At 71.5% G+C, this 21356-nt stretch carries 18 protein-coding genes and 1 tRNA gene; 5 read left to right on the forward strand and 14 right to left on the reverse strand.

Features of this window, described 5'->3' with window-relative positions; translation table 11 throughout:
- Positions 1 to 25 precede the first annotated feature (25 nt).
- Together P1K89_RS15060 and P1K89_RS15065 are read left to right on the forward strand one after the other, a co-directional pair.
- Entirely contained in the window at positions 26 to 646 is a 621-nt protein-coding gene (locus P1K89_RS15060; protein WP_284617254.1) for a glutathione S-transferase family protein, read from the forward strand.
- 38 nt (positions 647 to 684) lie between these two features.
- Positions 685 to 2751 (forward strand): pyridoxamine 5'-phosphate oxidase family protein, encoded by a 2067-nt coding sequence (locus P1K89_RS15065; RefSeq protein WP_284617255.1) that lies wholly within the window; start codon positions 685 to 687, stop codon positions 2749 to 2751.
- 21 nt (positions 2752 to 2772) lie between these two features.
- On the opposite strand, the gene P1K89_RS15070 is transcribed toward P1K89_RS15065, so the two are convergent.
- A complete protein-coding gene (locus tag P1K89_RS15070; protein WP_284617256.1) occupies positions 2773 to 3672 on the reverse strand; it encodes a LysR family transcriptional regulator in 900 nt (299 codons plus the stop codon).
- 238 nt (positions 3673 to 3910) lie between these two features.
- Here P1K89_RS15070 and P1K89_RS15075 point away from each other — a divergent pair, with 238 nt between their 5' ends.
- Entirely contained in the window at positions 3911 to 4390 is a 480-nt protein-coding gene (locus tag P1K89_RS15075; protein ID WP_284617257.1) for a nuclear transport factor 2 family protein, read from the forward strand.
- Positions 4391 to 4403: 13 nt separating this feature from the next.
- The gene (locus P1K89_RS15080; RefSeq protein ID WP_284617258.1) at positions 4404 to 5852 is read left to right on the forward strand and encodes a dihydrolipoyl dehydrogenase; all 1449 of its coding nucleotides are present in this window, start codon (positions 4404 to 4406) and stop codon (positions 5850 to 5852) included.
- An 87-nt stretch (positions 5853 to 5939) separates the two neighbouring features.
- On the opposite strand, the gene P1K89_RS15085 is transcribed toward P1K89_RS15080, so the two are convergent.
- From P1K89_RS15085 to P1K89_RS15120, 8 genes are all read right to left on the reverse strand, one after another.
- Positions 5940 to 6776 (reverse strand): AraC family transcriptional regulator, encoded by an 837-nt coding sequence (locus tag P1K89_RS15085; protein WP_284617259.1) that lies wholly within the window; start codon positions 6774 to 6776, stop codon positions 5940 to 5942.
- Between the two features lie 99 nt (positions 6777 to 6875).
- The gene (locus P1K89_RS15090) at positions 6876 to 7379 is read right to left on the reverse strand and encodes a YHS domain-containing (seleno)protein (RefSeq protein ID WP_284617260.1); all 504 of its coding nucleotides are present in this window, start codon (positions 7377 to 7379) and stop codon (positions 6876 to 6878) included.
- Between the two features lie 284 nt (positions 7380 to 7663).
- Positions 7664 to 7740 (reverse strand) — tRNA-Arg (locus tag P1K89_RS15095).
- Positions 7741 to 7777: 37 nt separating this feature from the next.
- Positions 7778 to 10612: a zinc-dependent metalloprotease gene (locus tag P1K89_RS15100; protein ID WP_284617261.1), complete on the reverse strand. Its 2835-nt coding sequence runs from the start codon at positions 10610 to 10612 to the stop codon at positions 7778 to 7780.
- 214 nt (positions 10613 to 10826) lie between these two features.
- Positions 10827 to 11888, reverse strand: coding sequence for a bifunctional nicotinamide-nucleotide adenylyltransferase/Nudix hydroxylase (locus P1K89_RS15105; RefSeq protein ID WP_284617262.1), 1062 nt, complete (start codon positions 11886 to 11888; stop codon positions 10827 to 10829).
- A 32-nt stretch (positions 11889 to 11920) separates the two neighbouring features.
- Positions 11921 to 13624: an NAD+ synthase gene (locus tag P1K89_RS15110; protein ID WP_284617263.1), complete on the reverse strand. Its 1704-nt coding sequence runs from the start codon at positions 13622 to 13624 to the stop codon at positions 11921 to 11923.
- Positions 13621 to 14808, reverse strand: a complete 1188-nt coding sequence (gene pncB, locus P1K89_RS15115; protein ID WP_284617264.1) for a nicotinate phosphoribosyltransferase — start codon at positions 14806 to 14808, stop codon at positions 13621 to 13623. The genes P1K89_RS15110 and pncB overlap by 4 nt, the downstream gene beginning before the upstream one ends.
- A 33-nt stretch (positions 14809 to 14841) precedes the next feature.
- Positions 14842 to 15678, reverse strand: coding sequence for a cysteine hydrolase family protein (locus tag P1K89_RS15120; protein ID WP_284617265.1), 837 nt, complete (start codon positions 15676 to 15678; stop codon positions 14842 to 14844).
- Positions 15679 to 15810: 132 nt separating this feature from the next.
- Between P1K89_RS15120 and P1K89_RS15125 the strand changes: the two genes are divergently transcribed.
- On the forward strand, positions 15811 to 16497 hold the full coding sequence (locus tag P1K89_RS15125) for an NUDIX hydrolase (RefSeq protein ID WP_284617266.1): 687 nt from the start codon (positions 15811 to 15813) through the stop codon (positions 16495 to 16497).
- A gap of 3 nt (positions 16498 to 16500) precedes the next feature.
- On the opposite strand, the gene P1K89_RS15130 is transcribed toward P1K89_RS15125, so the two are convergent.
- From P1K89_RS15130 to P1K89_RS15150, 5 genes are all read right to left on the reverse strand, one after another.
- A complete protein-coding gene (locus P1K89_RS15130; protein ID WP_284617267.1) occupies positions 16501 to 16875 on the reverse strand; it encodes a hypothetical protein in 375 nt (124 codons plus the stop codon).
- 72 nt (positions 16876 to 16947) lie between these two features.
- A complete protein-coding gene (locus tag P1K89_RS15135) occupies positions 16948 to 18906 on the reverse strand; it encodes a patatin-like phospholipase family protein (protein WP_284617268.1) in 1959 nt (652 codons plus the stop codon).
- 98 nt (positions 18907 to 19004) lie between these two features.
- Entirely contained in the window at positions 19005 to 19958 is a 954-nt protein-coding gene (locus P1K89_RS15140; protein ID WP_284617269.1) for an AraC family transcriptional regulator, read from the reverse strand.
- Positions 19959 to 19962: 4 nt separating this feature from the next.
- Positions 19963 to 20499, reverse strand: a complete 537-nt coding sequence (locus P1K89_RS15145) for a cysteine hydrolase family protein (protein ID WP_284617270.1) — start codon at positions 20497 to 20499, stop codon at positions 19963 to 19965.
- Between the two features lie 95 nt (positions 20500 to 20594).
- Positions 20595 to 21260, reverse strand: a complete 666-nt coding sequence (locus tag P1K89_RS15150) for a PEP-CTERM sorting domain-containing protein (protein WP_284617271.1) — start codon at positions 21258 to 21260, stop codon at positions 20595 to 20597.
- Between the last annotated feature and the right edge of the window lie 96 nt (positions 21261 to 21356).

The following is a 21356-nucleotide window of genomic DNA, read 5'->3' on the forward strand; positions in this document are numbered from 1 at the left end:
TCACCACCCCCACAAGGAGAACCCCATGTCCGTCACGCTGTACCGCCATCCCCTGTCCGGCCACTCGCACCGCGCGCAGCTTGCGCTGTCGCTGCTCGGCGTCCCGCACGAGCTCGTCGACGTCGACCTGATGAAGGGCGCGCACAAGGCGCCCGAGTTCCTCAGGCTCAATCCCTTCGGCCAGGTGCCGGTGCTCGACGACGACGGCACCGTGATCTTCGACTCCAACGCGATCCTCGTGTACCTGGCGACGAAGTACGACGCCGATCGCCGCTGGCTGCCGCGCGACCCCAAGGGGCAGGCCGACGTGCAGGCATGGCTGTCGGTGGCGGCCGGGCAGATCGCCTTCGGTCCGGCGGCGGCGCGCCTGATCACCGTGTTCGGCGCCAAGTACAACCCCGACGACGTCATCGGCCGCGCGCATGGCCTGCTGAAGGTGATGGAGGGCGTGCTGGCCTCGCGCGGCTTTCTCGTCGGCGACGCTGCCACGCTGGCCGATGTCGCGGCCTACAGCTACATCGCCGCCGCGCCCGAAGGCAACGTCGACCTCTCGGCGTACCCGAGCGTGCGCGCCTGGCTCGCCCGCGTCGAGGCGCTGCCCGGCTTCGTGCCTTTCCAGAAGACGGCCGTCGGCCTGGCGGCCTGACGCGACGTCACGACTCCACCTGCCACCGAAAGCCGACCATGGACGCCACCGTCGCCCGCCAGGACAACCCGTTTCACCCCGGCGAGCAGGCCGTGCACGATCGGCTGGGCATCCGGGAGCGCATGCTCGGCGTCGGGCAGCGGGTGATCCGCCCCTTCATGCCCGAGCAGCACCAGCGCTTCTTCGAGCAGCTGCCGTTCATGCTGGTCGGCTCGGTCGATGCGGCGGGCCGGCCCTGGGCCTCCGCGCTGGTGGGCCGGCCGGGCTTCGTGCGGGCTCCGGGCCCGACGCGGCTGGACTTGCGCGCCCGCCCGATCCCCGGCGACCCGCTCGCCCAGGGGCTGGCGCCCGGCGCGTCGCTGGGCTTCCTGGGCATCGAGCTGCACACGCGCCGCCGCAACCGGGTCAACGGCCACGTCGTGGCCGCCGACGAGCACGGCTTCGCCGTCGACGTCGATCAATCGGTGGGCAACTGCCCGCAGTACATCCAGGGGCGTGAGTTCCGCTGGGTGCGCGACGCCGGCGACCAGCGCCCGCGTGCCGTCGACGCGCTGGAAGCGCTGGATGCCCAGGCGCAGGCGCTGGTCGCGCGCGCCGACACCCTGTTCGTCGCCACCCATGCACCCGCGGCCGATGGCATCGCCGGTGCCCGCGGCAGCCGCGGCGCCGACGTCTCGCACCGCGGCGGCCGCGCGGGCTTCGTGAAGATCGAGGACGAGCGGACCTTGCTCGTGCCCGACTTCACCGGCAACTTCTTCTTCATGACGCTGGGCAACCTGCAGCTCGACCCGCGCGCCGGCGTGCTCTTCATCGACTTCGACAGCGGCGACCTGCTCACGCTGACCGGCAGCGCGGAGGTCGTCTGGGACGGGGAGGACCTGAAGGCCTTCGAGGGCGCCGAGCGTGCGTGGCGCTTCCGCATCGAGTCGGGCTGGCGCCTGCGCGACGCGCTGCCGCTGCGCTGGGCGTTCCGCGACTGGTCGGCCAACTCGCTCATCACCGGCACCTGGCACGAGGCCGAGGCCAGGCGCGAAGCCGCGCAACTGGCGCAGTCCTGGCGGCCGTGGCGCGTGAACCGCGTGGTCGACGAGAGCGCCGTGATCCGCTCCTTCCACCTGGTGCCGGCCGACGGCCGCGCGGTGCCGCCGTTCCAGGCCGGCCAGCATCTGCCGATCCGCCTCAAGACCGCGGCGGGAGACGAGCTGCGCCGCACCTACACCCTCTCTCAGGCGCCCGGCGACGAGGGCCTGCGACTGAGCGTCAAGCGCGAAGGCGCCGCGTCGAGCCACCTGCACGACCACGTGCGCGAGGGCGACGTGATCGAGGCGCTGGGCCCGCGCGGCCAGTTCACGATCGATGCCGCGCTGCGGCGGCCGGCGGTGCTGATCGGCGCGGGCGTGGGCATCACGCCGATGGTGGCCTTCGCGCGCCACCTGGTCGCCGAAGGGTTTCGCCACCGTCGCACGCGTCCTTTGCATGTCATCCAGGTGGCGCACGACGCGTCGGTGCGCGCCTTCGGCGACGAACTGGACGAACTGGTCCGGCGCGCCCAGGGCGCGATGAGGCTGCACGTGGTGCTCGGCAGCCTCGACGGCGCGCCCGCGGGCGCGCTCCAGGGGCCGCTGACGATCGACCTGCTGAAGTCGTTGCTGCCGTTCGACGACCACGAGTTCCTGCTCTGCGGACCGCCGGGCTTCATGCAGTCGCTGTACGAAGGGCTGCGCGACCTCGGCGTGCGCGATGCCCGCATCCGCGCCGAAGCCTTCGGGCCCTCGTCGCTGAAGCGGCGCCCGGACAGCCCCGACGCGGCGCCGGCACCGGTGCTGCCGCCGGCGCGGCAGGCGACGGTGAGCTTCACGCGCGCGGGCGAGGCCGCCGAGTGGACGCCGGCACGGGGCACGCTGCTCGAGTTCGCCGAGGGCAAGGGCCTCAGTCCGCCGTTCTCCTGCCGCGCCGGGCACTGCGGCTCCTGCGCCACCCGCATGACTGCGGGCCGCGTGACCTACCCGGAGCCCACGGCCTGGCGGCCCGCCGACGGCGAGGTCCTGCTGTGCTGCGCGGTGCCGGCCGCGGGCGGCGGCGAGCGCATCGAACTGGACCTCTGACGATGCGCGTCTTCGGCGGCGTCAGTGCAGCCGGGGGTCGCCGCGCAACCGCTGCACCACCAGGTCGATGAAGGCGCGCACCTTCTGGGTCGCGCGCCGGCCCTCGTGGTGCACCACGTGCACCGGCAGCGGCGCCGTCTCGAAGTCCTGCAGCAGCAACTGCAGCGCACCGCTGCGCACGTGTTCGGCCACCTGGTAGCTCAGCAGCCGCGTGATGCCCAGGCCGCCCACCGCCGCGGCGATGGCGGAGTCGTTGGTGGTGGTGCGCAGGCGCGGCAGCACGCGCTGCGACAGCGGCTTGCCGGCGTCGTTGAAGCGCCACTCCGACACCGGGGTCACGCCGGCGGCCGAGACGATGGCATGCCCGGCCAGCTCTTCGGGCCGCTGCGGCATGCCGTGCGCCGCCAGGTACGCGGGTGCGGCCACCAGCACGCGCCGGACGCGTCCCACGCGGGTGGCCTGCAGGGAGGAATCCGGCAGCTCGCCGATGCGCACCGCGACGTCGATGCCTTCCTCGACGAGGTTGACGACGCGGTCGAGGAACAGGCACTGCACGTCGACTTCGGGAAATTCACGCAGGTAGTCGACGACGATCGGCGTCACGTGGAGCTGGCCGAACAGCACCGGCGCGGTCAGCGTGAGGGTGCCGCGGGGCGCGGCGTGGGCGCCGGTGGCGGCACTTTCGGCTTCCTCGATCTCGGCGAGGATGCGGCGGCAGTCTTCCGAGTACCGGGCGCCGGCATCGGTGACGCGCACGACGCGTGTGGTCCGGACCAGCAGGCGCAGGCCGAGCCGCTCCTCGAGCTCGGCGATCGCGCGCGTGACGACCGGCGGCGAGAGGTTGAGCTTGCGGGCCGCGCTGGCGAAGCCGCCGCAGTCGACGACGGCGACGAAGGTGGCCATGGCTTGCAGACGGTCCACGCTGTTTCCCTTTCAGAAAGGCTGTGTTGGCGGGCGCGGGGATTCTCGCCGCGGCCCGCAGGGCCGACAGTCCGGGTGTCGCGTCCCTGCGAAACCGCCACCATGCTCAACGCCCCCTTCTACGGTGAAGTCCCCGACGACCTCGGCTACGAGGCGGCCTGGCTGGGCCGCGACGTGATGCAGGCTTTGATGGGCCTGCTGCGACACCAGCCCGCCGATGACCAACCAGGAACTCCCCATGCCCGAGACGACCTCGCCCCGCCCGCCGCTGCCGCCGTTCACCCTCGAGACCGCGGTGCAGAAGGTGCGCCTTGCCGAGGATGCCTGGAACACGCGTGACCCCGCGCGGGTGGCGCAGGCCTACACGGTGGACACCGTCTGGCGCAACCGCGCCGAGTTCCCGGTCGGGCGTGCCCAGGTGCAGGCCTTCCTCGAACGCAAGTGGGCGCGCGAGCTCGACTACCGCCTGATCAAGGAACTCTGGGCCCACGACGGCCGCCGCATCGCCGTGCGCTTTGCCTACGAATGGCACGACGACGCCGGCAACTGGTTCAGGTCCTACGGCAACGAGAACTGGGAGTTCGACGAGCACGGCTACATGCACCGCCGCTTCGCGAGCATCAACGACAAGCCCATCGCCGCCGCCGACCGCAAGTTCCACTGGCCGCAAGGGCGCCGGCCGGACGACCATCCGGGCCTGAGCGCGCTGGGCCTGTGAGCGGGAGGGCCGCATGAACCCGTCTTCGCTCATCGAGACCGACGTCGCCGTCATCGGTGCCGGCACCGCCGGCATGTCCGCCTACCGCGCAGCGCTGGCCCACACGCCGGACGTGCTGCTGATCGAACGCGGCGTGTACGGCACCACCTGCGCGCGCGTGGGCTGCATGCCCAGCAAGCTGCTGATCGCCGCGGCCGAGGCCGCGCATGGCGTGGCCGACGCGGGGCGGTTCGGCGTGACCGCCGGCGCCGCGGCGATCGACGGTCGGGCGGTGATGGCCAGGGTGCGCAGCGAGCGCGACCGCTTCGTCGGCTTCGTCGTCGATGCGGTGCAGGGCTGGCCGGCCGAGCGCCGCCTGCACGGCGAGGCCCGCTTCCTCGACGACCACCTGCTGCAGGTGGGCACGACACGCGTTCGTGCCCGGCGCATCGTCATCGCCACCGGCTCGCGGCCGGCGGTTCCGCAGGCCTGGCGCAGCGCGCTCGGCGACCGGCTGATCGTCAACGACGACCTCTTCGACTGGACCGACCTGCCGCGATCGGTCGCGGTGGCCGGCGCCGGCGTGATCGGCCTCGAACTGGCCCAGGCGCTGCACCGCCTGGGCGTGCGCGTGCGCGTGTACGGCCGCAGCGAACGCGTCGGCCCGCTGACCGATCCGGCGCTGCAGCGACTGGCCAGGCAGGTCTTCGAGGCCGAACTGCCGATGAGCCTGGACCTCACGCACATGGAGCCGCGGCGCGAGGGCGACAGCGTCGTCGTGCGCGCCACGGGCCGCGACGGCCGCGTGCACGAGGAGCGGTTCGACTGGCTGCTCGCCGCCACCGGGCGCCGGCCCAACGTCGATGACCTCGGCCTCGAGCGCACGACGCTGCCGCTGGACATCGCCGGCATTCCGGTGCACGACCGTGCCACGCTGCAGGTGGCCGACCGCCCGGTCTTCCTGGCCGGCGACGCCAGCGCGGACCGGCCGCTGCTTCATGAGGCCGCCGACGAAGGCCGCATCGCCGGCGACAACGCCGGGCGCTTTCCGGACGTGCGCGTGCGCCCGCGCCGCGCGCCGCTGGCGGTGGTGTTCAGCGCGCCGCAGATCGCGCTGGCAGGCGCCAGTCATGCCGAGCTGCAGGCCGCGGGCGTGGCCTTCGACACCGGCCACGCCTCGTTCGAGGACCAGGGCCGCAGCCGCGTGATGGGCCGCAACCAGGGTGCAATCCACGTCTACGGCGAACGCGGCACGGGGCGCTTCCTCGGCGCCGAGGTGCTGGGCCCGGCCGCGGAGCACATCGGGCACCTGCTGGCCTGGTCGGCGCAGCGCGGCGACACGGTGCAGCAGATGCTCGACAGCCCGTTCTACCACCCGGTGGTGGAGGAGGGGCTGCGCACCGCGCTGCGCCAGTTGCAGCGCACGCTGCACATGGGACCGGTGCCGGTCGAGCGCTGCCTGGACTGCGGTCCGGGCGCGTGAGCCCCCGCCCTGCCGTTCCGAAGCGGGCTCGCACCGCAGTGCGCAGCACGGAGGTTACGCAGCGAGCGCCGCGCGGCCCGGCGCAGGTCAGGCCGGGAGATCGTCCCGGCGGGCCAGCCACTGCATGGGCGACACGCCCAGGCGTTGGGTGAACGCCCGCGTGAGCGCGTTCGGGCTGCCGTAGCCCACTTCGTCGGCGATGGTCTTGAGCTGCCGACCCTGCGCCAGCAGCCGCTGCGCCATGGCCAGGCGCCAGCCGGCGAGGTACTCGATCGCGGGCTGGCCGACCACCCCGGCGAAGTGCGCGGCAAAGCGGGCGCGCGACATGCCCGCCAGCTCGGCGAGCTCGCGCAGCGTCCACGGTGCGGCGGGTTCGGCGTGCATCGCGGTCAGTGCCCTCGCCAGGCGCGTGTCGGCCAGTCCGGCCATCACCCCCGCCTTCAGCAGCCCGCGCTCGACCACGTGGCGCAGCAGGTGGATGAGCACCACCTCGGTCAGCCGGTTCAGCGCCGCGTCACGGCCGCTGTGTTCGGCAAAGGCCTCGGCGAACAGGACCTCCAGCACGCGCGCCATCGAGGGCACTTCGCTCAGGGGCAGCAACAGCACCGGCGGCAGGCCGTGCAGCAGCGGATGGCCTACCGAAGCGCCCAGTTCGACCGACGCGCAGACCAGGTCGGCGCCGTCACCTCCGCCGGCGTCCAGGCGGTGCCGGCTCGGGCGCGGCAGGAAGATCAGGCTCGGCTGGTCCAGATCGGTCACCCGGGCATCCGGCGCCACCAGGCGCAGCCGTCCGGCATGGAGCAGGTGGAAGTGCCCCACGCCGTCGGCGGCGTCGAAGTCGACCAGGCTGCACAGGTTGCCCGCGTGGAACACACGGGCCTTGAGTTCGAAACGCCGCAGCAGCGGCGAGAGTCGGTCATCCATGAGTGGATGTTGGCGCCCCGGCGCTGGCGGGGGAATCGCCGGCTGCGGCAAGAGTGCGTTGTGTGGCTCGCAATGGCCGGGGCGCGGGCCGCGGAACCGTCAAGCCAGCGACTTCGGCGTCCTGGTGCGGATCTTCGGCCAGTTGGCGTCGGCCTTCTTGTTGTTGCCGCTGACGTCTTCCAGGTACTTCTTCTGCACGTCCTTGTTGACGTTGAGGTAGAGCTTGTCGTTGGCGATCGTCCAGGCCGTCGGGTCGCCGTCGAGCTTCCTGTCCAGCGCCACGCCCATCGCGCAGAAGCCCCCGAACTGCGGCGCGTACTTCGCCGGGTTGGCCTTGAACGCGTCGCGGTTGGCCGCACTGGCGAACTGATAGGTGACGCCGTCGTGCGTGGCCGTGAACTCGGTCTTGCCGGCGGTCGGCGCGCCGACGGTGAAGTAGGCCACCGGGTCGTGGCCCTTCAGGCCGATGCCCTTGGCGTCGACGTTGACGGCGGCGGTGGAGTTCTCGTCGTACGCATGACCGGTCAGCGGCATCAGGGTCGCGGCAGCGCCGATGAGGGCGGCGATGGCCAGCCGGCGGGCGCGGACGGGGGTCGGGTTCACGGAGGGTCCTTTCTTGCGGGGGTTGGGCCGCGTCGGTCGCGGCATGCCCGTCAATGTAGGAATCGCGGCCGCGTCGGAGGTGGCCCGGCGTCTCGCAGGCATGGCCGGGCGTCTCGCTCGTCTCGTGCGCGGCGCCCCGGGTGCGGCGCCGAAGTGGCGTGCCGCCGCAGGCGGTTCGTGTCACGCGGAAGTCGAGAGTCCCCCAAGACCCCAAAGTCCCCCAGCAAAAAAAAACGGGCTAGACGCTTCAAGCATCTAACCCGTTGATCCGTTTCTTGTTTTTCTGGCGCGGCTGGCAGGATTCGAACCCACGACCCCTTGGTTCGTAGCCAAGTACTCTATCCAACTGAGCTACAGCCGCGAAGCCTCGCAGTATAGCAGCACTTTTTGGAAGCGGGCTAGCTGCGTTGCATCGTCGCGCGCAAGGCTTCGGTCAGCGTGCCCAGGCTGTCGTTCAGGTGGGCCTGCGTCTCGATCGACAGGCCCGGTTTCGCGGCGGCCTTGCGCAGGTCGGCCTGCAATTGCGCGGCATGCAGGCGCGCCAGGCTCAGCGCATCCGGCGGCAGCGTGGCCGGCGCGCGGGTCAGCAGCGTCTGCACGCGCTTCAGGTGCTCGCGCTGCAGGTTGCGGCGCAGGCGGTCGATGTTGCTGCCGGTCTTCAACTCGCTCCAGATCGACGACTGCACCGTGCCGTAGACCTCGGCCAGCGAGATCAGGCCCTTGCGCTGGCCTTCCGGCACGTAGCCCGGCAGGTCGAGCAGGCGCTGCGCGGTCGGCGCGCCGAGCAGGCGGTCCAGCGCGACGAGCTGCACGCGTGCGACGGCCGCCGGCACGTTCACCGCCGGACGCTCCCATTCGCTGTAATCGACCGTCAGCGAGCTCAGGAACTCGGGCTTGAAGCGGAAGCTGTCGATGCTGAAGAGACCCGTGGCCAGGAACTGCAGCGCCTCGCGCTGCTTCGCCGGATCGACCGGCTTCAGGCTGGCGCGGCCGGTGGTGCCGGGCAGGTCGCGTACCGCGTGCATGCCGCCGACGTACTTGCCGACGAGCTCGGCGGCGTTGTAGAGCTGGCGGAAGCCGGACATCAACGAGCGCGGGCGACGCAGCGGGTCCTCGCCGGCCTGCGGCGGGCGTTCCTGCACGCGGGTCCACAGCTCCTGGCTCAGCTGGAGCCGGCGCTTGTAGTAGGCCAGCGGGTCGTCGCCGAGGTCGAAGCGGTTGGCCAGCGGGTCCATGCCGTCGTAGGGGCCGAAGCCACCGGCGTCGGTGTCGTCGGCGAAGGCCAGCGCCGGCTCGGTGCTGCGCGCGGCGATGCGGCCCAGCTCGGCGGCCTCGTCGGCGGGCGCGATCGGCTTGTACGCGTACTCGATCGCCCAGTAGTCGTAGGGGCCGAGCGTCGTCATGTGATAGGCCGCCTGAGGCTCGCCCTTGAGCGCGAGGTTGGGGGCGTTGTAGTCCATCACCGAGCCGGAGATCGCGTTGGCGTCGGTGAAGGCCTTGTCCTTCAGCTGCGCGCGCGTGATCGTCGTCGACGCCTTGAAGTTGTGCTTCAGGCCGAGCGTGTGCCCGACCTCGTGCATGATCGTGTCCTTGATCACCTGCTGCACGAAGGCCTCGGCCTCGGGGCTGTCGGGCGCGATGTCGCCGCGGGCCTCGAGGATGTCGAGCGCGAAGCTCATCTCCTGCGCGGCTTCGTGGGCATAACTGCAGAAGTGCGCGTCAGAGCCGTAGCCGCCGAACGACGGCAACGCCCCCGGCGCGCCATGGGCGTGGGGCAACGTCGCGGCGAGCGCGGTGCGGCCGACGTCCTCGACGAACTGCCGGCGCGAGCCGCGCGCGAAGACGTCGCTCATGCCGATGTCGGCATCCAGGATCTCGCCGGTGCGCGGGTCGGCGCGGCTGGGGCCGATCGCGAAGCCGACGTCGGCGCCGACGAACCAGCGGATCGACGCATGGTTGCCGTCCATGTTGTCCCAGGTCGCGTCGTCGGGCTGCTGCTTCGCGACCACGGCGTTCTTGAAGCCGATGCGCTCGAAGGCCTTGTTCCACTCGACGATGCCGGCCTCGACCGCGCCGCGGTAGCGCGGCGGCACGTTCTTGTCGATCCAGTAGGTGATCGGCGTCACCGCCTCCGACAACTCGGCGGCCGGGTCCTTCTTCTCGAGGCGCCAGCGCTTGACGTAGTGCACGCGCGGGTTCGCCTTCAGGTCCGACGACAGGTCGGTGTGCGACTGCGGGAAGTGGCCGACACGCGGATCGATCAGCCGGGCCCGCATCGGCGCCTCGGGCAGGGCCTGGAAGTTGTAGACGTAGGTGACGAAGAAGCTGCGCGGATCGGGCACGGCCTGCGGTGGCGGCGGCACCGGGAAGGGGGTCGGCGTCAGCGGCGGCGCGGGGATGCGCGGCGTCGCGAAGTGCATGCGGGCCGACAGCGTCGTCAGCGTCGCCTCGGCGCGCGTCGCCTCGAAGTAGGAGTTCGCGCGGTCCGGGCCGTAGGGCAGGCGGAACGCCGCCTCGATGCGGGTGGAGTAGCCGGGGATGTCGCTGAGCAGGAAGCTGGCGTCGACCAGGAAGGCCTTGCGTTCGGGATCGTCGGCGCTCGCGGCGCTGATCGAGCCGAGCAGGCTGGGCGAGAAGGCCTGCTCGACGGCGCGCTGGTTGCCGCCTTCGGCGCGGAACGCGGTGTTCAGCGCAATCAGCTGCACCTGGTTGCCGATGCGGCGCCATTCGACCAGCGCCGACGGGCCCATCTGGCTGGCGTACAGGCCGCGCTCGCCGATCGAGCTGGCGATGTTGACGTCGAACATGAAGGGCTTGTTCAACGCGCTGCGCGGGATCTCGAGCCAGACCTTCTCGTCCTTGCGCCAGATCGGGAACAGGCCGTCCTGGCGCGTCGCGCCCTTGGAGATCTCGGCGAAGGGCTTCAGCGCGCTCGGGTCCGGCGGCGTCGGCCGCGCGGCGGCGGTGGCGGTCGGACCGGAGGCGGCCGAGGCCGGGCCGGCGGCGGCCTGCGCGGGGGCCGACGGTGCGGCGCCGGCGGTGGCCGGGGCGACCGGCGACGCCGGCGTGGCCGCGGCGGCAGGTGCGCCGGACTGTGTCGTCGCGCAGGCGCCGAGCAGCAGCGCGGCGGCGGCCAGCACGCTCAGTCGCAGCGCGGCCGGCGGGCGGGGGATCGGGGGGGTATTGGGCCGGGAATCAGCGGACGGGGTGTGCGGGTCGTGAAGGGGCAACATGGGAACGGCGTCGACGGGCCGCCCGAATCCGGCACACCGCGGGTAGCGGCGCACCGCAACAGGCGTGCGGATGGGATGAAGCCTGCGACTGTTGCCGGCAGCCCACGCTCCGTCAATTCGGACTTCCGCCGTCTGTGCCCAGGAATCCGCAGTTCGTCACATGCGCCGGCTTCCCGAGGGGGCGCGAGCCGCCTTGGGGCGGCCCGGCGGCGGCTCAACCGTCCGTCAGCCCGAGGAAGTGGTCGAGCATGTGGAAATGGTCGTCGTGGAACTGGTCCTCCAGGCCGGCCAGGCGCTCGATCGGCACCCATTCCACCCGCGCCGCGTCGTCGCCGGCCAGCACTTCGGGCCGCTCGCGCTCGCCGAGGTCGAAGTAGAACGCGTGGGTGATCGTGCGGCCGCGCTGGCTGCGGTCGGGGTGGTCGAAGACGACGTTGGCCTTCAGGGCCATGCGCATCGAGCCGTCCAGCAGCGACAGCTTGGTCTCTTCCTTCAGCTCGCGCAGCGCCGATTGCCAGGCCGTCTCGCGCGGGTCGATGAAGCCGCCGGGCAGCGCGTAGAGGCCCTTGCCCGGCGCTTCGCCGCGGCGGATCAGCAGCACCTCGGCGCCGCAGCGCACCAGCGCGTCGACGGTGACGAAGACCGGCGGGTAGGGCACCTGGGACCACGCTTCGCGGTAGGCCTGGATGAAGCGCCACTCGGCGGTCAGCAGCCGGTACTGCGGCAGCGCGGCCCACGCGCGCAGCATCGCCAGGGTCGACGGCGGCGCCTGGTCGACCAGCGCGGCCAGCGTCGCATCGAGGTTCTCGCCCGCGCAGCCGAAGTAGGCGTCGCGCAGCCCGGTGGCATCGACCGGGCCGCTGCGGTCGATGCTGTGCAGCGTCCAGCCGGGGAAGGCGCGCAGGTAGTCGCTGGTGGCGTCCTTGAAGTGGCCGACCAGCGTCACCCGCGGGTTCTCGATGCCCGCCAGCGCCAGCAGTGCATGCACGCCGGTGCGCACGCGCTGCGTCCAGCGCTCCTCGTTGTAGTAGTCGCGCACCGGCAGGAAGCGCAGGCGCTCGCGCTGCTCTTCGGGCAGCGCCAGCCGGAACATCTCGGCGCGCTCCTGCCAGCTGAACGGGTTCTTCGGCGTGCGGGCCTGGAAGGCCGAGCCGATGACCACGACGCACAGCGGCGCCGCATCGAGCGCCGCGCGCAGCAGCGCCGCATGGCCGGAATGGAAGGGCTGGAAGCGGCCGATGAAGACGGCGGCGTCGTGGTGTTGTCCGGTGGTCACGAAGGGCTTTCGGGGTTCGGGCAGAGAAAGGCTCAGTGGTGCTTGGCGGCGATCGGCATCTGCCGGCCGAAGCCGAAGGCGCGAGAGCGCACGCGGATGATCGGCGGCGACTGCCGGCGCTTGTATTCGTTGCGCGCGATCATGCCGCGGATGCGGTCGACCAGCGCCGCGCCGTCGGGCGTCGCGCGCAGCCTGGCGACGAAGGCCTCGGCTGAAGCGCGTTCATGCGCGGCCAGGCGCTCGCCTTCGACCAGCACCTTCAGGATCTCGTCGAGCACCTCGTACGGCGGCAGGCTGTCGGTGTCGCGCTGGCCGGGCGCCAGCTCGGCCGACGGCGGCTTGACGAGGATCGGCTCCGGGATCAGCTCGCGGCCCGCGGCCTCGTTGACATGGCGCGACAGCGCGAAGACCTCCGTCTTGTACAGGTCGCCCAGCAGCCCGAGGCCGCCGTTGGTGTCGCCGTACAGGGTGCAGTAGCCCACCGCCACCTCGCTCTTGTTGCCGGTGGTCAGCAGCAGGTGCCCGAAGCGGTTCGAGTAGGCCATCAGGATCGTGCCGCGGATGCGCGCCTGCAGGTTCTCCAGCGGCAGGCCTTCGAGCGGCGTCGCGAACGCAGCGTCGAAGCCGGCGGAATAACCCGCCACCAGCTCGGCGATCGGATGGGTGTGCAGCTCGATGCCGAGGTTGCGGCACAAGGTCACCGAATCGTCGACCGAGCCGGCCGACGAGAAGCGCGAGGGCATCGTCACCGCCGCGACGTTCTCAGGCCCCAGCGCCTGCGCGGCCAGCGCCAGCGTCAGCGCGCTGTCGATGCCGCCGGACGAGCCGACCACCACGCGCGAGAAGCCGCAGCGCCGCGCGTAGTCCGCCAGCCCGAGCTGGATCTGCGCCTGGTAGAAGGCCATCGTCGGCAGGCCCGCGGCCGGCACCGGCGGCAAGGGGCTGCCGTCCAGCTGCGCGAAGCGGCCCGAGGCGGCGTCGAAGCGCAGCGTCGTCACGTCCTCGACGAAGCGCTTCGCCTCGTAGACCACGCCCGCGCGCGGCTCGACGGCGAACGAGGCGCCGTCGTACACCAGCTGGTCGTGGCCGCCGATCTGGTTGACGTAGACGATCGGCAGCCCGTGGCGCCGGCTGGCATCGCCGAAGATGCGGTGGCGCTGCTCGCGCTTGCCGACGTTCGACGGGCTGGCGTTGATCGACACCACGAGGTCCGGCGCCGCGTCGGCCAGGCGCTGGAACGGGTTGACCATGTAGTCCTCGCCCTCGTCGTTCCAGCCGTCCTCGCAGATCATCAGCCCGACCTGCGTGGCGCCGATGCGCAGCACGCGCGCGACATCCGGGCCGGGTTCGAAGTGGCGGCGCTCGTCGAAGATGTCGTAGGTCGGCAGCAGCTGCTTCGCGTATTCGAGCTTGATCTCGCCGGCCTGCAGCACCAGCAGCGCGTTGTGCAGCCGCTTGCCGGGGCCGGGCCGGTGGCGCGGGGCGCCGACCACCCAGCACAGCGCCGGCAGTTCGCGCGAGGCCTGCAGCAGCGCATCGAGCCCGGCGGCCACGCGCGGCATGAAGCCGGGCTCGTCGAGCAGGTCGCCCGGGTAGTAGCCGGTCAGCGACAGCTCGGGGCAGACCAGCAGCTCGGCGCCGTGCTGACGCGCATCGTGAGCGGCCACTATGATCTTCGCGACGTTGCCTTCGATGTCGCCGATGGTGGGGTTGAGCTGGGCGAGGGTGATGTTCATCGCGCCACCCCGAACACCTGCCGCAGGTACGCCAGGAAGGTCTCGTCCTCGCACAGCGTCTTGCCCGGGCTGTCCGACAGCTTGGCCACCGGCTGCCCGTTGCATTCGATCAGCTTCATCACGATGTTCAGCGGGGTCAGGCCCACGTCGTTGCTCAAGGAGGTGCCGATGCCGAAGCCGGTCATCACGCGGTCGGCGAAGTGGCGGTACAGCGCCAGGGCGCGCGGCACGTCGAGACCGTCGCTGAAGACGAGGCGCTTGGTGTGGGCATCGATGCGCAGCTTCGCATAGTGCGCGAGGGCCTTCTCGCCCCACGCGACCGGGTCGCCGGAGTCGTGGCGCAGGCCGTCGAAGAGCTTGGCGAAGTAGAGGTCGAAGTCGGCGAGAAAGGCGTCCATGCCGACCACGTCGGTCAGCGCGACGCCCAGGTCGCCGCGGTATTCCTGCACCCAGTCCTCCAGCGCGGCCTTCTGGTGGTCGCGCAGGCGCACGCCCAGGCCCTGATAGCTCTGCAGGTACTCGTGGGCCATCGTGCCGATGGGCACCAGGCCGAGGTCGCGCGCCAGCAGCACGTTGGAGCTGCCCTTGAAGGTCTCGGGCACCTGTTCCTTCAGCGTGGCCACGACCTCGCGGTGCCAGGCGCCGGAGAAGCGCCGGCGCAGGCCGAAGTCGAAGAACTCGAACGGGTGGCGGCGCGCGGGCTCGTGGTTGAAGGCCTTCAGCTGCGCGATCTTCGCCTGCAGGCGCTGACGGCCTTCGGCGAGCGCGGCGGCGGTGTCGAAGCGGCGGAAGTACAGCTCGTTGACGATCGCCAGCACGTAGATCTCGAAGCCCATCACGTGAACCTGCGGGCCGGCGGCCTCGACCACCAGGCGCTCGCCGTCGGCGTGCACGTCGATGAAGTCGCGCTGGAACTGGAAGATGCGCAGGAAGTCGACGAAGTCGCTCTTGATGAAGCGCAGGCCGCGCAGATAGTCGAGCTCGTCGCGACGGAAGCGCAGCGTGCAGAGTTCGTCGATCGCGGCCTTCACGTCGGGCACCAGCTCCGCCAGCGGGTAGGCGGGCTGGTTGCGGCAGACAAAGCGGTAGCGGGCATGGGCCTGCGGGTTGCGATGCAGCATGGTCTGCCACATCGTGAACTTGTAGAGGTCGGTCTCGAGCAGGCTGGTGATCGGGGAGGGCATTCGTGTCTTTCGGGTGTTAGGCTTCATGAACCGTCAGGTACCGGTCAGCGCCGCCGCCTCGGCGCTGGTCGCGGTGCGCACGCCGCGCGCGCGCATCGCGGCGAGGAAGCCCTCGGCCTGCGCCTCGAAGCCGCCGACGGGGCTCATGCAGTCGGTCAGCAGCACCAAGCGCTCGGGCCGGCCGCCGGGCAGGTGTTCGACGATGTGCTCGGTGGTGGCCTTCACGCAGTGGCTGCTGGCCTCGCCGGCGATCAGGATGGTCTCGGCGCGGTCCAGCTCGGCCAGCAGCGCGCGGTTCAGCTGCGTGTGGTCGTCGCCGGGCTCGGGCACTTCGGCCTGCACGGCGCTGTAGTGCTCGGTCCACGGGTTGCTGCCCTTCATCACCTTGCCGACGATGGCCTGGTGCTGCAGCTCCCAGCGGTTGTAGGCGGCCCGCACGGCGTCGTGCACGTTGTGGCCCCAACTGCCGATTTCGCAGTGAACAGGCCACACCATCAGCGTGTAGCGGCCGCGGGCTTCCAGCTCGTCGAGGTAGGCCAGGGTGCGCGGCAGCGCCGTGGCGTCACGCGGTTGGAAGCGGCCGCTGCGCACGTCAGCGGCGGTGATCGGGGTGAAGGGCATCACCGGCCCGCCGTCCCCGGTGCGCCAGAAGCCGGGGTGGGCGATGTCGAGGCGGTGGTGCGAGTCCAGCGTCACGGTGATCGCGTCGAGCCGCGCCGCGGCGGCATCGATGAAGCGCGCCAGGCGCTGCATGTCGGCGTTCGCGCCGGCCACCGGCAGCGCGGGCTGGTTCGCGCCCTCGGCGGGCAGGTCGCAGAAATCGTTCTGCGGGTCGATGATCAGCAGGTGGGTGCGGGGGAGGCGGCTCATGGTCGGATTCCTCGGTTCGTTGGCCGGACTCTAGGCTTGTTAGATCAATAATGCAACTAAGTAACCGTGATTTCCTTGTCGAGCGGTATAGTCGCTTCGTTGCAAACGTAGCTGAACAAAGGAAACGCCAGCGTGGCGCGTGAACACCCCAACGTGCTGTGCACCGTCGACGTCGTGCTGCTCACGCTGCGCGACGGCGACCTGCAGGTGCTGCTGCACCGCCGCGCCGCGGAGCCTTTTGCCGGCGCGCTGGCGCTGCCCGGCGGCTACATCCATGCGCAGGCCGACCTCGATGCGGCCGATGCCGCCGCCCGTGTGCTGCGCGACAAGGCCGGCGTCCGCAGTCCGTACCTCGAGCAGCTGGCCACCTTCTCCGGCGCGGCGCGCGACCCGCGCGGCTGGTCGGTCTCGATCGCCTACGTCGCGCTGGTGCCCGAGGCCGCGCTGCCCCCGCCGGCCGAGGCCGCGACGTGGAAGCCGGTCGAGCGGCTGCCTGCGCTGCCCTTCGACCACCGCCAGATCGTCGATCATGCGGTCGCCCGCGTGCGCGCCAAGGCCCAGTACTCGTCGCTGCCGGTGCATCTGTGCGGCGAGCGCTTCACCCTGCCGCAGCTGCAGGCGGCCTACGAAGCGGTGCTCGGCGAGCCGGTCAACAAGGTGAGCTTCCGCCGCAAGATCGACGAGCTGGGCATCGTCGAGCCGATCGACGGGGCCTTCACCGCCGGCGGGGCGCACCGGCCCGCGCAGCTGTACCGGCTGCGCAAGGCCTTCCGCCATGTGCTGTCGACGAGCGGCCGCGGGCTGAACAGCGGCGCTTGACTTTCAGGCGGCGCTCGGCTGCTGCGGCGGTGTCGGCGGCGGCGTGCTCTTGCGGATCAGCGCGACGACCATGGTCAGGACCAGCGCCAGCAGCAGCAGCACGCTGGTGCCGACGCCCCAGATCAGCCACACCAGCACGGGCGCGGCGCCGCCGAGCCAGGCGAACAGCGCCTGCATCGTGTCGAGCATCAGCCTCAGCGCGTCGATCCAGCCGGGAATCCAGCGCTCGACGATGGCGGCGTTCGGGATCTGCTCGAGCAGCGGCTTCAGGTCTCCGATCCACTGCGTGCCGCTGGCGAGCAAGGCGTAGAGCCCCCAGCCGGCCACCGACCACAGTGCCAGCAGCACGAGCGTGATGATCCAGATGGCGATGATCATGGCGAATCTCCCCTGCGGTGCACGTCGACGGCGCCGCGTTGGGCGCAGTGTGCCCCGATTCGGCGCTGCTCTTCAGCTCAGGTCGTTCGCGTCGGGTGGTCTGGGCATCGCTGCCGCGGCCTTGGCCTGCTCGCCCAGCACGTTGATCGCGTGGTCGTAGCCGCGCTGCACGATGCGGTCGAAGCGGTGCCACTGCAGCAGGCCGACGCGGTCCAGCGGCGGGTTGAAGTACAGGTCAGTCAGCGCACGCGAACGGCGGCTGCGCGAGATGCTGTACAGCACCATCACCGTCATCAGGTAGGCGGCCAGCGAGGGCAGCCGGTAGCGGCGCTGGCGCAGCGGGCGGAAGCTGTCGACGAACAGCGCCCAGCCGCCCGGCACGTCGTCGAGGTCGACGCGCAGCGGCTGGCGGAAGTCGAGGTCGATGCCGATCACGCGGCCAATGCCGCGCTGCGCGCGCATCACGTCGACCGGGAAGTTGTTGAAGCTGCCGCCGTCGCACAGCAGCTCGCCTTCGTGCAGCACCGGCGGCAGCGCGCCGGGGATCGCGGTGCTCGCCAGCAGCGCCTTGACCAGCCGGCCGCGGCGCAGCACCTGCTCGCGCGCATGGGTGTAGTTCGTCGTGACGCAGAACCAGGTCTTCCACAGGTCCTCGACGTCGGCATCGCCGCCCAGCAGGTCGCGCACCGCGACCTCGAGGATCTGTTTCAGCCGCCGGCCGCGGAACAGCGACAGCCAGGGCAGCGGATTCCAGTCGCCGGTGGGGTTGGTGCTGAAGGCGCGGCGCGCGTTGGCCATCACCTGCGCCCAGGGACGGTCGGACGCCACGTAGGTGGCCATCACCGCGCCGATGCTGGTGCCGCCGACGCAATCGACCTCGATGCCCTGCTCCTGCAGCGCGCGGTAGACGCCCAGGTGCGCCAGGCCCCGGGCGCCGCCGCCGGCCAGCACCAGGCCGGTGGCGGTGCGGCTCAGCAGGCGCGCCAGCCGGGCGAGGTCGCGCTCCAGCGCCGGGCGGATGTGCCAGTGGTCGGCGACGGGCCGGCGGTCCAGCCACGCGCGCGTATTCACCGGCACCGGCGCATCGGCGGCATGCAGCAGCACCAGCACCTCGGCCACCTCGGTGCGGGCCGGCCGGTTCAGCAGGCAGGCCTTCTCGTTCGAATGGATCGCCGGCGGCTGCGACGCGTCGGCCAGCAGCAGCAGCTCGTCGGCATCGCGGCAGCAGCGTTCGGTCCACGCGGTGGGCAGCGCATCGCCGAGCAGCAGCACGAAGTCGGCGTCGGCCTCGACGCGGTCGAGGAACAGTGTCATGCGGCGCTGCAGGTCGACCATCGCGCCGGGGCCCAGCGTGGCCTCGGGCGCATTGAGCTCCTCGTCGATGCGCAGCGCGTCGATGACCTCGACGCGACCCAGGCGCTGCAGCTGCGCGGCCAGCTGCGCGCCGAGCTCGGCGAGGTCGATGCCGGGGCTGATCGGCAGCAGACCGATGGTGATCGGCCGCACGAACACGGTGGGCGCGTTCTGATGCGCCTGCTTCAGCCGCTGGATGATCTGCCGCGTCAGCGCCACCGACACCTGCGCGCTGCTGGCCAGCAGGCGGTCGAAGGCTTCCTTGCCCAGCTTGACCAGCACCGAGTCGCGGATCGCGACGACCGTGGCCATGCGCGGCTCGTCGGTGTAGAGGCTCATCTCGCCGACGATCTGGCCGCGGGTGATCTCGCCGAGCATGCGCTGGCCGCCGGGCGAGGTGGACGATGCGCCGCTGCGGCCATGGCCGTTGCCGTTGTCGTCGTTGCGCACGTAGGCCCGCAGCCGGCCGCTGACCAGCAGGTACATCGAATCCCCGGGCTCGCCCTGCTCGATCAGGGTCTGCCCGCCGGCGATCTCCACCCACTCCAGGTGCTGGCGCAGCAGCGCGATGGCGGTCTCGTCGATGTCGCCGAAGCACGAGCGCAGCAGGCGGCTCAGCAGCTCGTCCTGGTAGGGTTGCCGCTGCTGTCCGTCGCGGAAGATGGAGTCGCGATGCATTCAATGCCCGAACGGGCTGGCCATCCGGCACTGTAACGTCCGGTTAGCGGGCGCTGACAGCGGGGAAGCCCCCGAAGCCCGGGGCGATCCGTCGACGGCTACAGCGGTACCACCGGGATGCAGATGTCGCACACGAAGCCCTGGCCCTGCATCCGGGCCAGTTGCTCCGGCAGGTAGCGCTCGAAGCACGGCCGCTGGTCGACCTGGTAGCCGCTGGCCGGCAGCCACTGGCCGAAGATCGCCTTCCACGCGGCGCCGATCTCGGCCCCGCTGCCTTCGAAGTGCAGCGCGGCATACCGGCCGCCGGGCAGCGTGGTGACGTGCGCGTCGCCGGGCGGCAGGTAGCCGTCGTCGACCTCGACGGCGCAATCGCAGCGGCATTCGGACGGCGGCGTGACTGACGGGTCGTCCAGCGAAATGCCGTAGGTGGTACGGCCGCCCAGGCCTTGGGCGTGCACCCAGGGCATGAAGACGCGGCCGAAAAATTCGCCCAGCGCCGGGCCGTAGGGGCCGGTGTAGCGCAGGTAGGCGATGCGGGTGGGCGGCAGGTCGATCAGGCGTACGTCCATGTTCGTGAGCTCCAGGGTGTAGAAGGGAAGCCCATCGTCGCGGCAGGCATGCGGCCGCGCCTGATCGGGCTTGCCTTCGGCCTGATCCGGATTGCCGACCGCCTGATCGGCCTTGCGCGGCGCCTGCGTCGCGGGGTGCTGGTGCCGCCAGGTGCTGGGCGGGCTGCCGAAGTGCTGGCGGAAGGCGCGGCTGAAGGCTTCGCCCGAACCGAAGCCGACGTCGAGCGCGGCCGTCAGCACCGGCAGCGCCGGGTCGGCCTGCAGGCGCGCCGCGGCGGTTTCCAGGCGGCGGTGGCGCAGGTAGTCGCCCAGGGTCAGGCCCATCCAGGCGCCGAACAGGCGGTGGAAGTGATAGGGCGAGAAGTGAGCGACCGTTGCCAGCGCCTTCAGGTCCAGCGGCTCGGCCAGGTGGGCGTCGATGTGCTCGAGCACGCGCTGCATGCGGCGCGCGTATTCCGCGCGTGCGGCGACCTCGCCCGGCACGACGTCAGTCGAAGCGGATGTCGGCGCCAGGCACGGCGCGGATCACCGGGCCGAAGCTCGTCAGGTTCGGCAAGGTGGCGTTCTCGTGGGCGCGGATCTGCGCGGCGCTGGCGTGGTCCTTGTCGTGCGTGGTGTGGGCATCGGCGGCCAGCGTCACCGTGTAACCCAGCGCGGCGGCGCGGCGGGTGGTGGTGTCGACGCAGAACTCGCTGGCATAACCGCAGATCACCAAGTGGCGGATGTCCTGCTCCTGCAGCAGCGGCTCCAGCCGGGTGTGGTGGAAGGTGTCGGGCGTGGTCTTGCGCAGCCGCGGGTCGCCGGGCCGGGCTGTCAGCCCCTTGGCCAGCGCCCAGCCGGGCGCGCCGTATTCCAGCGGCGACCCTTCTCGCTCGTGCTGCACGTAGATCACCGGCACGCCGGCGGCGCGGGCGCGGTCGGCCAGCGCGTTGATGCGTTCGACCACCGCGGTGCCGTCGCCGGGCTGGCGTTCACCGTCGAAGAGTCCCGCCTGGACGTCGATCACCAACAAGGCCTGCTTCATCGCGCAATGGGGGTTGGGGTCGTGGAGCGGCGATTGTGGAGCAAGCGGAAGGCCCGGCGCGACCCCGAAGTGCGCCGGGCGGGCAGGCGGGAGGGTCAGCGGTCGCGGCGGTCGCGACGGTTGCGCGACGCGAAGCCGAGCGCGGTGAGCGCGGCCAGCACCAGCGCCGGCGCGGCCGGCTCGGGCACCGCGGCGGGGGCGCCGACCAGCGCGACGTTGTCGAGCGAGCCGCCGATCGAGTCGGACGTGCCGGTGGCCAGGAAGCGCACGCGGTCCAGGCCGCCGGTGCCGATCACGTCGAAGGTGAACAGCTGCCACTGGTGCGCGCCGATGCCCACGCCGCTGCCGCCATTGGTCATCAGCAGCTGGTCGTTCCAGTAGACCTCGATCGGGTTCGACGGCGCGGCCACCGTGGGGCGCGGCGAGTACCACCAGCTCAGCGTGTAGTGCTCGCCGGCGGCCGTCGCGACGTCCTGGTGCATGCCGCTGTTGCCGAAGGTGTCGAGCTCGACGAACTGCAGCCCGTCCTGCGCGAGCCCGAAGTTCTGGTGGCGCAGCTCGATGGTCGGCTCGCCCTGCCAGCCGGTCCACGAGGCTTGCACCTGCCAGGTGTTGTTGGCGATGACGTCGGCCTCGAAGCTGCCGTTGACGAGCAGCGAGGGCCCGGCAATGGCGTTCATCGGCGCGGCGAACGGCGTGGCGAGGGCGGTCGCCGCGAGCACGGGGCCGAGGCGACGGACGAGGGACGGCAGGGCGTTCATGGCGTGGGCCTTTCGAGGGGTGGAGGTCGTGGCCGCGATTGTTCGAAGCGGGCGTTGCAAAAGCGTCCCAAGCGGGACGGGCGCGCCGAACACGTG

It is taken from the genome of Aquabacterium humicola, assembly GCF_030167915.1.
Taxonomy (GTDB): domain Bacteria; phylum Pseudomonadota; class Gammaproteobacteria; order Burkholderiales; family Burkholderiaceae_C; genus Pseudaquabacterium; species Pseudaquabacterium humicola.

Excerpts from the sequence above, each read along its gene's own strand:
- P1K89_RS15060 (WP_284617254.1), top strand. The coding sequence starts at position 26 with ATGTCCGTCACGCTGTACCGCCATCCCCTGTCCGGCCACTCGCACCGC.
- P1K89_RS15065 (WP_284617255.1), top strand. The coding sequence starts at position 685 with ATGGACGCCACCGTCGCCCGCCAGGACAACCCGTTTCACCCCGGCGAG.
- P1K89_RS15075 (WP_284617257.1), top strand. The coding sequence starts at position 3,911 with ATGCCCGAGACGACCTCGCCCCGCCCGCCGCTGCCGCCGTTCACCCTC.
- P1K89_RS15080 (WP_284617258.1), top strand. The coding sequence starts at position 4,404 with ATGAACCCGTCTTCGCTCATCGAGACCGACGTCGCCGTCATCGGTGCC.
- P1K89_RS15085 (WP_284617259.1), bottom strand. The coding sequence starts at position 6,776 with ATGGATGACCGACTCTCGCCGCTGCTGCGGCGTTTCGAACTCAAGGCC.
- P1K89_RS15100 (WP_284617261.1), bottom strand. The coding sequence starts at position 10,612 with ATGTTGCCCCTTCACGACCCGCACACCCCGTCCGCTGATTCCCGGCCC.
- P1K89_RS15110 (WP_284617263.1), bottom strand. The coding sequence starts at position 13,624 with ATGAACATCACCCTCGCCCAGCTCAACCCCACCATCGGCGACATCGAA.
- pncB (WP_284617264.1), bottom strand. The coding sequence starts at position 14,808 with ATGCCCTCCCCGATCACCAGCCTGCTCGAGACCGACCTCTACAAGTTC.
- P1K89_RS15120 (WP_284617265.1), bottom strand. The coding sequence starts at position 15,678 with ATGAGCCGCCTCCCCCGCACCCACCTGCTGATCATCGACCCGCAGAAC.
- P1K89_RS15130 (WP_284617267.1), bottom strand. The coding sequence starts at position 16,875 with ATGATCATCGCCATCTGGATCATCACGCTCGTGCTGCTGGCACTGTGG.
- P1K89_RS15135 (WP_284617268.1), bottom strand. The coding sequence starts at position 18,906 with ATGCATCGCGACTCCATCTTCCGCGACGGACAGCAGCGGCAACCCTAC.
- P1K89_RS15145 (WP_284617270.1), bottom strand. The coding sequence starts at position 20,499 with ATGAAGCAGGCCTTGTTGGTGATCGACGTCCAGGCGGGACTCTTCGAC.
- P1K89_RS15150 (WP_284617271.1), bottom strand. The coding sequence starts at position 21,260 with ATGAACGCCCTGCCGTCCCTCGTCCGTCGCCTCGGCCCCGTGCTCGCG.